We start from the raw sequence: 14,046 nt of genomic DNA on the forward strand, positions 1-14,046 counted from the left end.
ACCGTAACTGGTAGCCATTTTCAATATTTGCACAGGTCGCCGACCCTACGCTCACCTTAGGACCCCGAGCAGCAGTTAGTGGATTTTGGCCTCCTGCCCTTGCCACGCCTCGTCACGCAGTTCCCTCTTGCGCACCTTGCCGGTAGAGGTCCGGGGCAGCTCGTCGAGAATGACGATATCCTTGGGAACCTTATAGCCCGCCATATTCACCCGGCAGTGGGCGATGATCGCCTCAGAAATCGCCTCCGGATCATCCCCTCGAGCCTCCGACCGCAGCACCACGTACGCACGCGGCCTCTCGCCCCATTTCTCGTCCGGCACTCCAATGACCGCACAATCGGAGACGTCCGGGTAACTGACGATGCCCTGCTCCACCTCGATGGTGGAAATGTTCTCACCGCCACTAACCACCACATCCTTGGCCCGATCCAGCAGCTGGATATAGCCATCGGGATGCTTGACACCGAGATCGCCGGTGTGGAAGTACCCACCTCGGAAGGCGATGCGGGTGGCTTCCTCATCCTCGAAGTATCCCGCCATCACCCCATTGCCAGTCATGACGATTTCGCCCATCGTCGTACCGTCACTAGGCACCTCGACAATCGAATCATCATCTTCAGCGGTTTGCTCGATGACCAGCACCTCTTCGTTGGTGATCATTGCAACGCCCTGCCGGGCCTTGAGCACCGCGCGACGCCGGACAGTCATATCCGACCACTCGCGCTGCGGCTCGCAGACGGTAAACGGCCCATAGGATTCCGTCAGCCCATAAACGTGTGTGACTTCGATGCCGAGATTCTCACACCGAGTGATGATGGTGGGGCTCGGCGGGGCTCCCGCGGTCACGATCCTGAGGTTCTTCACGCGCCGCTTGTTCTCATCATCGACCAGCGTGGTGAGCACCGCGGGAGCGCCACACATGTGAGTGATCCCCTCTTCTGCGATCAAGCGCCACATCTCTGGCCCTCGCACCGCCCGGAGCGCTACCTGGGTTGCCGAAACTGCCATCGTCGCCCAGCCGGTACACCAGCCAGAGCAGTGAAACATGGGCAGCGTCCACAGATAGACGCTGTCGCTGGCGAATTTTTGCGCGTTAACCTCGCCGATAGCGTTGAGGTAGGCTCCGCGGTGCGTATACACGGCACCCTTCGGCTTTCCGGTCGTGCCCGAGGTGTAGTTGATCGCAATGGGCTGATTGTCGTCGGCCACTCGGTAACTCAGATCCTCGCCCTCCCGGTGGGGCGCGATGAAATCCGCGAAAGAGGGGAACTTCCCGGGCTGGGTGCCGTCCAACTCTGGAATCTCCAACAACCGCAGTTCTTCTGGCAGTTCCTCAACCACGCCGGCTAGCAGGTCAGCTGCACCGATGAGGATATTAAACCCCGCATGACCTTGAATATAGGCCACCTCGGCCGCCGCGAGCCGGGTGTTGATAGGCACGGTCACTCCCCCAGCGAGAGGCACGGCAAACTGCGCCAGCAGCGCCTCGTAGCTATTCGGGGCAAGCACCCCTACCCGGTCGTGCAGCCCCAACCCGTGGGCCCGCAACGCACGCGCGAAGGCTTCCGCATCCTCTCGGAACTGCCTGAAGTTGATGCGCCGCACTCCGTCGATGCAGGCCGTGGCTTCTGGGAAGATATTGGCGCTGCGCTCCAGGAACCGCAGCGGAGTCAGGGGAACATTCAGACCTCGATACTTAGTTTCCATAACCAACACGCTACATTCCCGTGCCCGCTTAAAGCGAGAGAAAATAAGAAACCTCCGAGCCCGTTTTCCCGGGGCCCGGAGGCTTCTACGCGAATCACCGCGCGTCACGCACGCGAGCAGTGGCCGCGTGCGGTGCTAGTTCAGCTTCTCGGCGATCAGCTTGTTGACCTGAGCCGGGTCAGCCTTGCCCTTGGTCGCCTTCATCACCGCACCGACGATCGCGCCGGTGACCTTCTTATTGCCCGCGCGGTACTTCTCCACGATGTCCGGGTTTGCAGCCAGGGCCTCGTCGACGGCGGCCTCAATCGCTCCGTCGTCGCGGACGACCTCCAGGCCACGATCCTTGACCACCTGGTCGACGTCACCCTCCCCTGCCAGCACGCCGTCCACGGCCTGGCGGGCGAGCTTGGTGGTCAGCTTGCCTTCCTTAACCAGCTCGATGATGCGGGCGACCTGCGCTGGGGTGATGTCGAGCTGCTCGAGCTCCACACCCTGCTCGTTAGCCTTCTGCGCCAGGTAGGCCACCCACCAGCTGCGGGCATCCGCCGGATCCGCGCCAGCCTCGGTGGTCTCCACGATCAGGTCGAGCGCACCAGCGTTGACGAGGTCGCGCATCTCCGCGTCCGGCAGGCCCCACTCCTTCTGAATGCGGGCGCGGCGGATCCACGGCATCTCCGGCAGGGTCGCGCGGATCTCCTCGACCCACTCCTCCGGCGCGAGCACCGGCGGCAGGTCCGGGTCGTTGAAGTAACGGTAGTCCGCCATGGACTCCTTCGGGCGCCCCTTCGAGGTGGTGCCGTCCTCCTGGTAGTGGCGGGTCTCCTGCTGGATCTCCACCCCGTTGACGAGGCAGGCGGCGTGGCGCTGCATCTCGAAGCGCACGGCCTGCTCCACGGAGCGCAGGGAGTTGATGTTCTTGGTCTCGGTGCGGGTGCCGAACTCGGTGCTGCCCTTCTCGCGCAGGGAGAGGTTCGAGTCCACGCGCATGGAGCCCTGGTCCATGCGGGCATTGGACACGCCGAGGGCCTTAACCAGGTCACGCAGCGCGGTGACGTAGGCGCGCGCGATCTCCGGGGCGCGCTCGCCGGCTCCCTCGATCGGCTTGGTGACGATCTCGATCAGCGGCACACCGGCGCGGTTGCAGTCCACCAGGGAGGCAGTCGCGCCGTGGATGCGACCGGAAGCGCCACCGAGGTGGGTCAGCTTGCCGGTGTCCTCCTCCATGTGGGCGCGTTCGATCTCGACGCGCCACTCGGTGCCGTCATCGAGGACGACGTCCAGGTAGCCGTCGTAGGCGATCGGCTCGTCGTACTGGCTGATCTGGTAGTTCTTCGGCTGGTCCGGGTAGAAGTAATTCTTGCGCGCGAAGCGGGAGTACGGCGCGATCTTGCAGTTCAGCGCAAGCCCGATCTTGATGGCCCACTCCACGCCCTGCTTGTTGACGACCGGCAATGCGCCCGGCAGACCCAGGCTGCACGGGTCCACGTGGGTATTCGGATCCCCGCCGAAGGCAGCGGTCGAGGTGGAGAACATCTTGGTGTTCGTGGACAGCTCGACGTGGACCTCCATTCCCATCACGGGTTCGAAGCGCTCCAGCACTTCGTCGAAATCCATCACATCGTCGGAATAGTCATACAACTGCGCAGTCATGGCGCCCATCTTAGTACCTTTGCCACCGGGCATCTGTAATCGGCTCGGGTGCTTTTAGCCCAGCAGGCCCTGGAGGTTTTGGTAGCGGTAGTCCGGCACGGACTTCACCCGCCCGACGGCCTGCTCGAAGTCGATGAGGTCGATTTTCTCGCCGTGCAGGGCGGCCACTTTTCCGGTCTTTCCTTCCAGCACTGCCTTGGTCGCGTTGACCCCGCAGCGGGTGGCCAGCACCCGGTCGAAGGCAGTCGGGGTCCCGCCGCGCTGCATGTGCCCCAGCACCGAGGAACGTACCTCCACTCCCAGGCGCTTCTCCACAGCTCGAGCCACCTGGTAGCCCATGCCCTGGAGCTTGACGTGCCCGAACTCGTCGAGCTCCTCTTCCCCGTCGCCCTGGCCGTCCAGGCTGCCGCCCTTCGGTTCCGCGCCTTCTGCCACGCAGATGATCCCGTAGCGCTCGCCCTGCTCGAAGCGCTTCTCCATGCGGGCGCAGACCTCGTCGATGTCGAAGGGGAACTCCGGCAGCAGCACGTCGTGGGCACCACCGGCCATGCCCGCATGCAGCGCGATCCAACCGGTGTGGCGCCCCATGACCTCAACGATCATGACACGCTTGTGGGACTCCGCCGTGGTGTGCAGGCGGTCGATGGCCTCGGTGGCCACGGCGACGGCGGAGTCGAAGCCGAAGGTGTAATCCATGCCGTCGACGTCGTTGTCGATGGTCTGCGGAATGCCGACGACCGGGATGCCGTTGTCGTGCAAGAACTGTGCACCCCGCAGGGTGCCGTCGCCGCCGATCGGGATCAACGCGTCGACCTCGTGCTCCGCAAGGTTGGCCTTGATTGTGTCGATCTGCGCCTTGAACTTATCCGGGTGCAGCCGACCAGTGCCGAGAATCGTGCCGCCGTAACGAATGATGCGGTCGATATAGGCGTCGTCGTAGAGCGGGACCACGCGGTTTTCCACCAGCCCCTGGTAACCATCCTCGAAGCCAATAACCTCGACACCGGCGGCACCCGCGGTGCGCACGACACCACGAATCACTGCATTCAAGCCGGGGCAATCCCCACCACTGGTCAAAATCGCGATACGCATATCCTTAAGCTCTCCTCCCGAGCTGTGCCACCGGCACGTGTGCTTCCGTTGCAGCCTTACGCCAGCAACACTAGTTGCGCGGGGCAGGTCCTGGCTTAGCACTTCCCGAGACGGCCGTGGCTACTAGCCCGACCAGCAGCGCAGCGGCGATCGGGAGGAAGGACTGGCCGAAGGCATAAGCAAGCTGCTCCCCCGCACCGTCGCCGTAGTGGCTCAAGCGCACCTGGAGGACGGCGCCCACCACGGCCACGCCGGTGACCGCACCGACCTGGCGGATCGTGTTATATGCCCCCGATCCGGCACCGGCCAGGTGGGGCGGCAAATCCCGCAGCGTCATCGCGGAGTTGGGCGACCAGAAGGCAGCGTTACCCGCCCCCATCAGCAGCATGGGCACGATGATCGCCCCGGCCGATCCTCCCGGGCGAAGGCAGAAAAACAACCCGAGAATCCCGGCGATCATGAACACGAAACCGGCCACGGCGATGGGCCGGGCGTCCTTCCGGTCGATGAGCCAACCGATCCAGGGCGACAGCGGCAGCGCCAGGACGGACATGGGCAGCACATAGGCCACGGCCGTCATCGCGGAGAGTCCGTGGACCTGCTGCAAGTACATCATCAGCGGCAGCATCATGCTCGCGGTGGCAAAGCCCATCGTGAAGATCGCGAGGTTTCCCATCGAGAAGCTGCGGCGGGAAAACAGCGTGGTGGGCAAGACGGGATCCTTGCCTTCCGCGCCGTGCGTGAGCCGGGCCTGGCGGCGGAAGAAGAGCACGCCGATGGCGATACCCGCAGCCATCACGGCCCAGATCCACCAAGCCCAGGCCACGGTCTCGCCCTGCTGAATCGCGAAAATGAGGCAGCTGACCGCGAGCATGGACTGGGCCATCGAGATCCCGTCGATGGGCTTATCGGTGGGCTCGAAGGGCGGCACCCAGGCTGCGACCATTCCGATGGACAGGATGCCGATGGGAACGTTGACCAAGAAGATCCAGTGCCACGAGAGCGTGGAGGTGATGACCCCTCCCAGGATCGGCCCCATCATGGTGGATAGGCCTGCCACGGCACCCCACACCCCCATGGCCGCACCCCGCTTCTCTCGCGGAAAGACCCGGTTGATCACCGACATGGTCTGCGGGGTCAGCAGTGCGGCGCCGAGCCCCTGCACCGCCCGGGAGATCATCAGCCACTCGATCGTCGCGGAGTAGCTGCACGCCAGTGAGGCCAGCGTGAAGATCACCATGCCCACGATGTAGACGTTCTTCGGCCCGTAGCGGTCCCCCAGCCGCCCGGTGACCAGCAGCGGGACGGCGAAGAAGAGCAAGTACACCGAGGTCACCCAGATGACCTGGTTATAGGTGGCGTCCAGCTGTGCCTGCAGATCCGGGGTGGCAACGGCCACGATCGATTGATCCAGCAGGATCATGAAGAAACCGATGCAGAGGGCGGTCAGCGCCCGCCAGGCCGCCACGCTGTTCAGCGGGAGGGTCGGATACTTGTGCTCAGTCACAGGCACCATCTAATCACCTCCCCGGTCCGCTCTCCCCTCCCCGGGCCACGCCGGGCGGGAAGGCCGGGTCAGTTACCAGCCTCCGCCGGGAATAGTTGTGGAGCGGGCTCTGTGTCTTAGTCCAAGAGCTGTTTTAGCCCCAGAGCTGCGCCACCCGCTGCCGCACCTCCGGCAGCGTGGCCCGGAATTCGGGCATGAGGTTGAGCTCCTCCAGTTTCGAGAGCGGCTGCCATCGCAGGTCCGTGGATTCCTCGGTGAGGACGAACTCCAGCGGGTGCTCAGCGCGCGCAATGACGGTGCTATACCGCCATTCAGTCACGGTCTCATCGAGCACCTCCCACCAGAACTTGGCGCCGAGCCCGAAGACCGCCCGTCCCCCGTGTTCTGGGTGGTAAATGGGCTGCTCCTGCAGTGCCTGGCGGACATCGCCGTCGCGCTCGATCATGGCGCGCACAGGATCCAACAGGTGTTCCTCCTCCGGGAGGACGGCTTCGCGGCGCAGCACGTGGTTCAGCTCGACGCGAGAGGTGACCAGCGTGTCCAGGACGGTGACGTCCGCGGGGTCGATCCCAGTCTCCTCCTGAGTCTCGCGCAGCGCGCCCTGCTCGGGGGATTCACCGTGGTCGATCGCCCCACCCGGCAACGCCCAGGTATCCCCGCGGTTGGTCCACCAGGCACGGTGCTGCATGAGGACGACCGGCTCGGCGGAGTCCTCGGCCGGGGCGCACAGGAACAGCCCGGCTGCCCCCAGGGTCCCCCACCTGCGGGAGCCATCGACGCCAATTGCCCAGCCATCACCCGTAGTAACCATAGGGTCTACTGTACGCCAGCGGCCCCGCACCCAAATCGAATCTGGGTGCGGGGCCGCTCGGTATGCCTAGTTCAAGGAGCCTTAGTTCTCGCGGCCTGCCTCGAAGGCGGAGCCGACGCGGTAGATGCTCTCCTCACCATGGGCCGGGCCCATCAGCTGCAGACCGGTTGGCAGCTGGGTATCGCTGCTCAGTCCGCCCGGAACGGACATGCCGCAGACACCGGCGAGGTTCAGCGGGAGGGTGAACAGATCGAAGAGGTACATCTGCAGCGGATCGTCGACCAGTTCGCCGAGCTTGAACGCGGTGGTTGGGGTCGTCGGCGCGGCGATGACGTCCACCTGCTCGAAGGCCTTGGCGTAGTCCTGCGCGACGAGGTTACGCACGCGCTGTGCCTGCAGGTAGTAGGCGTCGTAGTAACCAACGGAGAGCGCGTAGGTGCCCAACATGATGCGGCGCTTCACCTCCGGACCAAAGCCCTGCGCGCGACTCAGGCTCATGACCTCATCGGCGCTGCGGGTGCCGTCGTCACCGGCGCGCAGGCCGTAACGCATCCCGTCAAAGCGGGCGAGGTTGGAGGAGATCTCGGAGAACTGGATCAGGTAGTAGGCATTCAGCGCGTGGTCGAAGTTCGGGCAGTCGACCTCCACGAGCTCCGCGCCCTGGGACTTCAGCTGCTCCAGGTTGGCCTCGTAGCGCTCGCGCACGCCCGCCTGCAGGGCTTCTGCCTGCTGGAACTGCTTGATCACACCAACCTTCACGCCCTTGAGGTCACCGTTCGCACCCTGCTTGGCGGCTGCGACCACGTCGGCGATCTCGTGGCGGGAGGACGTGGCGTCGTTCTGGTCGAAGCCCGCAATCACCTGGTGCAGGCGGGCGGTGTCCTCGACCGTACGGGCCGCCGGGCCACCCTGGTCCAGGGAGGAGGCGCAGGCGATAAGGCCATAGCGGGAGACGGTGCCGTAAGTCGGCTTCACACCCACGGTGTTGGTCAGTGCAGCCGGCTGGCGGATGGAGCCGCCCGTGTCGGTGCCGATGGCCAGCGGCGCCATGCCCGCAGCCAGCGCGGCGGAGGAGCCACCGCCGGAGCCACCCGGGGTACGCTCCAGATCCCACGGGTTGCGGGTCACGCCATAAGCGGAGTTCTCGGTGGAGGACCCCATCGCGAACTCGTCCATGTTGGTCTTACCCAGGATCGGGATGCCAGCGCTGCGCAGACGCAGGGTCAGCGTCGCGTCGTAGGGGCTCATGTACCCCTCGAGCATCTTCGAACCGGAGGTGGTGGGCGCGTCGGTGGTGACGAAGGCATCCTTCAGCGCGAGCGGCACACCGGCCAGGCTCGAGGTCGGCGTATCACCAGCGGCGATGGCGGCGTCGACGTTGTGGGCGGCAGCCAGTGCCTCGTCGGCGCTGACGTGAATGAAAGCGTTGATCTCCCCATCAACGTCGCTAATGCGGTCCAGGTGAGCCTGGGTCACCTCGACAGAGCTGATGTCCCGCGAGTGAATCTTCTCTGCCAGTTCGGCGGCGGTCCAGGTCGTGAAGTCGGAGTCCGTACGCTCCCCGACCGTCAGGCGCTGAGCTTCAGTCATCAATAATCCTTTGAGCTGTAATCATCGGCAGCGTGGGTGCGCTGCGTGGAGTTGGTGTTGTTATTCCGGCGTGCCAGCCAGGCACAAAGCTAAGGCAGGTTAATCGGCGAGGATCTGCGGAACCTGGAAGCGCTGATCCTGCACTGCCGGTGCCTGATCCAGGGCCTGCTCGGCGGTTAGCACGGGCATGACGACGTCCTCGCGCATCACGGAGACGGCACCGTCGACGTTCTGAGTCGGGTGGCTCAGCGGCTCAACGCCCTCGGTATCGACCTTGGAGATCGCGGCGACGTGCTCGATGATGTCGTCGATCTGGTCGGCGTAGCTCTGCAGCTCCTCCTCCGGGATCTCGAGGCGTGCCAGCTTGGCCAAGTGGGCAACATTTTCGCGGGAAATTTCAGACATGCCCATAACTCTAGTCAAGGCCGTGCACGTTCACCTAGCATGCCCCGGCCGGAAAAGAGCTCCTTAAGTTTTTCGCACGGATCGCTACACTTTAGGCATGTCTTATTTGATGCGCGTGCGCGTACCCGATTCGCCCGGCGCCCTTGGCAAGATCGCCCAGGCGCTCGGCAACGTCGACGGCAACATCCAAGGCGTCGACATCGTCGGCTACGACGAAGACGACTCCCTGAACAACGAGATCGTCGTCGTTGACGACATCGTCGTGGACCTGCCCCACGGCACGTTGCCGGACGTCTTGATCACCGCAGCCCAGGAAGTCGAGGGCGTGTTCGTCGACTCCATCCGCCCGTTCTCCGGCTCGATCGACCGCCGCGGCCAGGTGCAGATGTTGGCCTCCATCGCGGCGCTGCGCTCCCGCCGCGCTGAGGCCCTGGAGACGCTGATGGCGGATCTGCCGCGCTCCATGTCCGCGGGCTGGGCCATCGTGTTGGATACCGCGCCCCGCACCCATCGCATCGCGGCCTCGAGCGCTGCTCCTGAGGACAACGGCCAGGAGCTGGATTCCGCGCCCGTACTCGAGGCGCGGGTTCTCAACCCCGAGCAGGAGGACTGGATCCCCGAGCCCTGGGCGGTCATGGACTCCTCGCTTGCCGCCACCCCCATCGAGGGTTCCTCGCTGATCCTCATCGTGGGTCGCCCGGGCGGCCCGGACTTCCTGCTCTCCGAGGTGGAGCACCTGCGGCAGCTGGGCAGCATCCTGGGCGCGTTCTTCGCCGACTGATCCCTCGCCGGCGAAATACAACGCCCCGCGGCCGGGCGGGCGACCGTCGGGGGCTGAGGTGTTTTAGGCCTTCAGGAAGAACTGATAAGCCGGGCTGGAACTGACCTCCGTGGCGTGATAACCCAGCTTCTCCAGGTGCTCGGCGAACTCCGGGTCACCCTCCACGTTCTCGAACGCGGCGAGCACGCGGCCATAGTCCATGCCGATGCTGCGGTAGTGGAAGGCCGACACATTCCACCGGGTTCCCAGCACCTCGAGGAAGCGGATGAGGGCGCCCGGGTGCTCCGGGAACTCGAAAGCAAACACGCTCTCGGTCACGGCGTGTGGTGGCTGACCGCCAATCATGTACCGAACGTGCTCCTTGGCCACCTCGTCCTCGGAGAGGTCGACCACCCCATAGTCAGCAGCAGCCAGGTCGGTGAGGATGGACTCCCGCTCCTGGTGGCCTCCCTTGAGCTGCACACCGACGAAGATCTTCGCTGGTTCGTCGGTCTCCCCCACGCGGTAGCTGAACTCGGTGACCGCGCGGCTACCCAACACGGTGCAGAAGTCCAGGAAGGCACCCTTGGCCTCGGGGATCGTCACGCCGAACAGGGCCTCGCTGCCCTCGCCGAGCTCCGCGCGCTCGGAGACATAGCGCAGGGAGTGGAAGTTGACGTTGGCGCCCGAGAGCACGTGGACGAGCGTTTCATCGGCGATCTCGTTCTCGGCGCAGTAGCGCTTGAGCCCCGCCAGCGCCACCGCGCCGGCGGGCTCGGCGATTGCGCGGGTGTCGTCGAAGATGTCCTTGATCGCCGCACTGATCTCGTCGGAGGTGACGGTCACGACGTCATCCAGCCACTCGTTCAGGATGCGGAAGTTCTCATCCCCGATGCGCTTGACCGCCACGCCCTCGGCGAAGAGGCTGGTGTAGGCCAGGTCCACCGGACCGCCCGCCTTCTTCGCGGCGACGAAGCAGGCGGATTCCTCCGGCTCCACGCCAATGACCTGGATTGTGGGGTTCAGCTGCTTGAGCAGGATCGCCACCCCGGCAGCCAGGCCACCGCCCCCGATGGGGACGAAGACGCGGTCGATCTCGGGGACGTCCTGGAAAATCTCCAGGCCGATGGTTCCCTGACCGGCAACGACCGCCTCGTCGTCGAAGGGGGCGACGAAGACCATGCCCTCGGTCTCGGAGAGCTCGATGGCCTTCGCCTTGGCCTCGTCGAAGTTGGCGCCGTGCAGCAGCACGCCACCGCCCAGGCCCTGTACCGCGGCGACCTTGATCTGCGGGGTGATCTCCGGCATCACGATGGTGGTCTGGATACCCAGTTCTCGGCCGGACAGAGCCACGCCCTGCGCGTGGTTACCAGCGGACGCGGCGACCACGCCCCGATTGCGCTCCTCGGAGCTCAGCTGAGCCATGCGGTTGAAAGCACCGCGAATCTTGAAGCTGTGCACCGGCTGCAGGTCCTCGCGCTTGACGAGCACGCGGTTGTTCAGGCGCTTGGACAGCACGGGCATCGCGTCGGTGGGCGTGTGCTTCGCGGCCCGGTAGACGGGGGCGGCGACGATGTCCTTGAGGTAATCGGCTGCGGTGCGCTGTGGTGAGGAAGACATGTTTAGAAATTATAGGCAACCGGCCTACTGCAGCGGCCAGCTGGTGTTCACGTTGGCGTCGCGCCCCTTGGAGCGGAAGTACTCAGCCAGGCTGGACTGTTGCTCGTAGTACCAGGTTGACTGGTTCAACATGAGCTCATCGGCACTCATCTGGGTCAGCTCCGGGTGCTCACGGGCGATCTTCCACGCCACGCGGGCCGCGGCGATCGCATCGGCGGTGGCCTCGTGCGCATTGTCGAGCGCCACCTCGTAGTGCTCGCACACCGCCCCCAGGGTGCGCTTGCCCTTGCGGTACTGATCGAAGTGGCGGTCCAGCAGCAGCGGGTCGATGACTGGTCCGTCCACGGTGAAGCTCGGGTCTTGGCTGCGCAGCACCGTCAGGTCATAGGGCGCATTGAAGACCACGAGGGTCGCGCCTTCCTCCCAACCCTGCCGGATCGCCCGGATCGTCTCTGCCAGGACCTCGTCGTGCGGCTGACCGTTCTCCCGGGCGTATTCGGTGGTGATGCCGTGCACCGCGCTGGCCTGCTCGGGGATCTCGACGCCCGGGTCGGCGAGCAGCTCGACGTCTTCCACCTGGCTGCCACGGATGCGCACCATGGCGCTGGTCACGATGCGGGCGGACAGTGGATTGGTGCCGGTGGTCTCTAGGTCGAAGCTCAACATGTGAGCCGGATTGAAATGCGCTGCGGTCATGATCCTTACTCTAACCGGAGCACCAGACAGGCCAGAGCGGATCCTCGATAGACTTGGATCCCGTGAGCACTCAATACGATTCCGATTCCTCGCCCGCCGCCAATCCCGGGACCTCCGATCCTGCGCTTGCAGAACTGAGCCAACAGTGGCAGTCCCTCGCGGACCAGGTCAGGCACCACCGCGAGGTCTACTACTACGGCAATCCTGAGATCTCGGACGCCGAGTTCGACGCCCTGCTCACCCAACTTCAGGAGTTCGAGGACGCCCACCCCGAGGCGGTAACCGGCCCCAGCCCCACCACCGAGGTCGCCCCGGCCCCTCCGGAGTCCAGCCCGTTTCGCAACGTGGACCACCAGGAGCCGATGCTCTCGCTCGATAACGTCTTCGACACCGAGCAGCTGAGCTCCTGGCTGGAGCGCACCCCGGCCAAGACCTACCTCACCGAGCTGAAGATCGACGGCGCGTCGATCAACCTGCTTTACCGTAACGGCGTCCTGGAACTCGCGCTCACCCGCGGCGACGGCACGACCGGCGAGGACATCACCCACAACGCCCGTACCCTCTCCGACATCCCGGCGCGCCTGCAACCTTCCGAGGACTTCCCAGTGCCGGAGATCGTGGAGATCCGCGGCGAGGTGTTCATCCGCGTCGAGGACTTCGCGAAGATGAACGCCCAGCGCCAGGCGGAGGGGCAGAAAATGTTTGCGAATCCGCGCAATGCCGCGGCCGGCGCGATGCGCCAGAAAGACCCGGCGGAGACCGCACGCCGCCCGCTGCGCCTGATCTGTCACGGCATCGGTGCCCGCGAGGGCTTCACCCCCGCTTCCCAGCACGCGGCCTACGAGGCGCTGGCAGCCTGGGGCCTGCCGGTGAGCCCGTATACCAAGCAGGTGCACAGCGCCAAGGAGGTCCTGGAACAGGTCGCCTACTGGGCGGACCACCGCCACGATGCGGATCACGAGATGGACGGCCTCGTCATCAAGGTCGACGACACGGAGTCCCAGCAGCGGCTCGGAACAACCAGCCGCGCCCCGCGCTGGGCGATCGCCTATAAGTATCCGCCGGAAGAGGCCCGCACCCGGCTGCACGACATCCGCCTAGGGATCGGGCGCACCGGCCGGGCGACCCCGTATGCGGTGATGGAGCCGAAGTACGTCGCGGGCTCCACCGTGACCATGGCGACCCTGCACAACCCTTCCGAGGCCCACCGCAAGGGCGTGCGCCTGGGTGATGAGATCATGATCCGCAAGGCCGGGGAGGTCATCCCGGAGGTCCTGGGCCCGGTGGAGGACGCCCGAAATGGTGCGGAGCGCGAGTTCCTCTTCAGCAGCCTGTGCCCGGAGTGCGGCACTCCCCTGGCCCCGGCCCGCGGAGACGATGCGGACTGGCGCTGCCCGAATACCCGCTACTGCCCCGGCCAGCTGCACACCCGCCTGACCTACATCGCCGGCCGCGGGGCCTTCGATATCGACGCGCTCGGCGAGAAGGCCGCCTATGACCTCATCCATTCCGGCGTGCTACCCGACGAGACGGAGCTGTTCTCGCTCACGGAGGAGGATCTGCGCCGCACGGACGCGTATACGACGAAGTCCGGCGCGCTGAATAAGCAAGGTGAGACGTTGCTGACGACGCTCGCGGCGGCCAAGGAGGTCGACCTGTGGCGGGTCATCGTCGCTCTGTCCATCCGGCACGTCGGCCCGACCGCGGCGAAGGCCCTGGCCAATCACTACGGTTCCATTCCGGACGTCGCCGCCGCCGATGTGGAGACGATGTCCACTGTCGATGGGGTGGGGCCCATCATCGCCGAATCTGTCCGCGACTGGTTTGCGGTCTCCTGGCATAAGGAGATCGTCGACGCCTGGGCGGCCGCTGGGGTGCGGATGGAGCAGGACGTCACCGAGCAGCCTTCTGCCGACGCGGCCGGGTCTATTCAGGCCGACCTGCTGGCCGGGTTGAGCATCGTTGTCACGGGCACGCTGGAGGATTTCGACCGTTCCAGCGCGAAGGAGGCCATCGAGTCCCGCGGCGGGAAGGCGACCGGCAGCGTGTCGAAGAAGACGGATTATCTGGTCGCCGGGGCCAAAGCCGGCTCGAAGCTCACGAAGGCCGAGGAGCTGGGCATCCCGGTGCTCGATGAGGCCGGCTTCCACAAGCTGCTGAGCGAGGGGCCGGGCGAGGGCGACGCCGAGGAGGACTAGTCCCGGAGCG

Annotated in this window: 11 protein-coding genes; 2 read left to right on the top strand and 9 right to left on the bottom strand. The window is 65.3% G+C overall.

Annotation, left to right across the window (positions count from 1 at the left end):
* Nucleotides 1-75: 75 nt before the first annotated feature.
* The 7 genes from QP413_RS04150 to gatC all read right to left on the bottom strand — a co-directional run bounded on the left by QP413_RS04150 (nucleotide 76) and on the right by gatC (nucleotide 8,762).
* Entirely contained in the window at nucleotides 76-1,707 is a 1,632-nt protein-coding gene (locus QP413_RS04150; RefSeq protein ID WP_284780753.1) for an AMP-binding protein, read from the bottom strand.
* Nucleotides 1,708-1,842: 135 nt separating this feature from the next.
* Complete coding sequence (gatB, locus tag QP413_RS04155) at nucleotides 1,843-3,357, bottom strand: Asp-tRNA(Asn)/Glu-tRNA(Gln) amidotransferase subunit GatB (RefSeq protein WP_173362309.1); 1,515 nt, start codon at nucleotides 3,355-3,357, stop codon at nucleotides 1,843-1,845.
* Between the two features lie 54 nt (nucleotides 3,358-3,411).
* Nucleotides 3,412-4,449: a 6-phosphofructokinase gene (locus QP413_RS04160; protein WP_148812430.1), complete on the bottom strand. Its 1,038-nt coding sequence runs from the start codon at nucleotides 4,447-4,449 to the stop codon at nucleotides 3,412-3,414.
* Nucleotides 4,450-4,519: 70 nt separating this feature from the next.
* The gene (locus QP413_RS04165; RefSeq protein WP_070759322.1) at nucleotides 4,520-5,965 is read right to left on the bottom strand and encodes an MFS transporter; all 1,446 of its coding nucleotides are present in this window, start codon (nucleotides 5,963-5,965) and stop codon (nucleotides 4,520-4,522) included.
* A 124-nt stretch (nucleotides 5,966-6,089) separates the two neighbouring features.
* Nucleotides 6,090-6,767 carry an NUDIX domain-containing protein gene (locus QP413_RS04170; RefSeq protein ID WP_070759320.1) on the bottom strand — a complete coding sequence of 226 codons (678 nt, stop codon included), beginning with the start codon at nucleotides 6,765-6,767 and terminating at the stop codon, nucleotides 6,090-6,092.
* A gap of 81 nt (nucleotides 6,768-6,848) precedes the next feature.
* Complete coding sequence (gatA, locus tag QP413_RS04175) at nucleotides 6,849-8,357, bottom strand: Asp-tRNA(Asn)/Glu-tRNA(Gln) amidotransferase subunit GatA (protein WP_070759318.1); 1,509 nt, start codon at nucleotides 8,355-8,357, stop codon at nucleotides 6,849-6,851.
* 99 nt (nucleotides 8,358-8,456) lie between these two features.
* The gene (gatC, locus tag QP413_RS04180; protein ID WP_284780755.1) at nucleotides 8,457-8,762 is read right to left on the bottom strand and encodes an Asp-tRNA(Asn)/Glu-tRNA(Gln) amidotransferase subunit GatC; all 306 of its coding nucleotides are present in this window, start codon (nucleotides 8,760-8,762) and stop codon (nucleotides 8,457-8,459) included.
* Between the two features lie 97 nt (nucleotides 8,763-8,859).
* Between gatC and QP413_RS04185 the strand changes: the two genes are divergently transcribed.
* Nucleotides 8,860-9,543: an amino acid-binding ACT domain protein gene (locus QP413_RS04185; RefSeq protein WP_070759316.1), complete on the top strand. Its 684-nt coding sequence runs from the start codon at nucleotides 8,860-8,862 to the stop codon at nucleotides 9,541-9,543.
* A gap of 63 nt (nucleotides 9,544-9,606) precedes the next feature.
* Here QP413_RS04185 and ilvA read toward each other — a convergent pair whose 3' ends face one another.
* Both ilvA and QP413_RS04195 read right to left on the bottom strand, forming a co-directional pair.
* On the bottom strand, nucleotides 9,607-11,142 hold the full coding sequence (gene ilvA / locus QP413_RS04190) for a threonine ammonia-lyase, biosynthetic (protein ID WP_284780757.1): 1,536 nt from the start codon (nucleotides 11,140-11,142) through the stop codon (nucleotides 9,607-9,609).
* 24 nt (nucleotides 11,143-11,166) lie between these two features.
* A complete protein-coding gene (locus QP413_RS04195; RefSeq protein ID WP_284780759.1) occupies nucleotides 11,167-11,838 on the bottom strand; it encodes a 3'-5' exonuclease in 672 nt (223 codons plus the stop codon).
* Nucleotides 11,839-11,900: 62 nt separating this feature from the next.
* Between QP413_RS04195 and ligA the strand changes: the two genes are divergently transcribed.
* The gene (ligA, locus tag QP413_RS04200) at nucleotides 11,901-14,036 is read left to right on the top strand and encodes an NAD-dependent DNA ligase LigA (protein WP_284780762.1); all 2,136 of its coding nucleotides are present in this window, start codon (nucleotides 11,901-11,903) and stop codon (nucleotides 14,034-14,036) included.
* The last annotated feature ends 10 nt before the right edge of the window (nucleotides 14,037-14,046 follow it).

This window comes from Corynebacterium sp. UMB4614, assembly GCF_030217065.1.
Taxonomy (GTDB): domain Bacteria; phylum Actinomycetota; class Actinomycetes; order Mycobacteriales; family Mycobacteriaceae; genus Corynebacterium.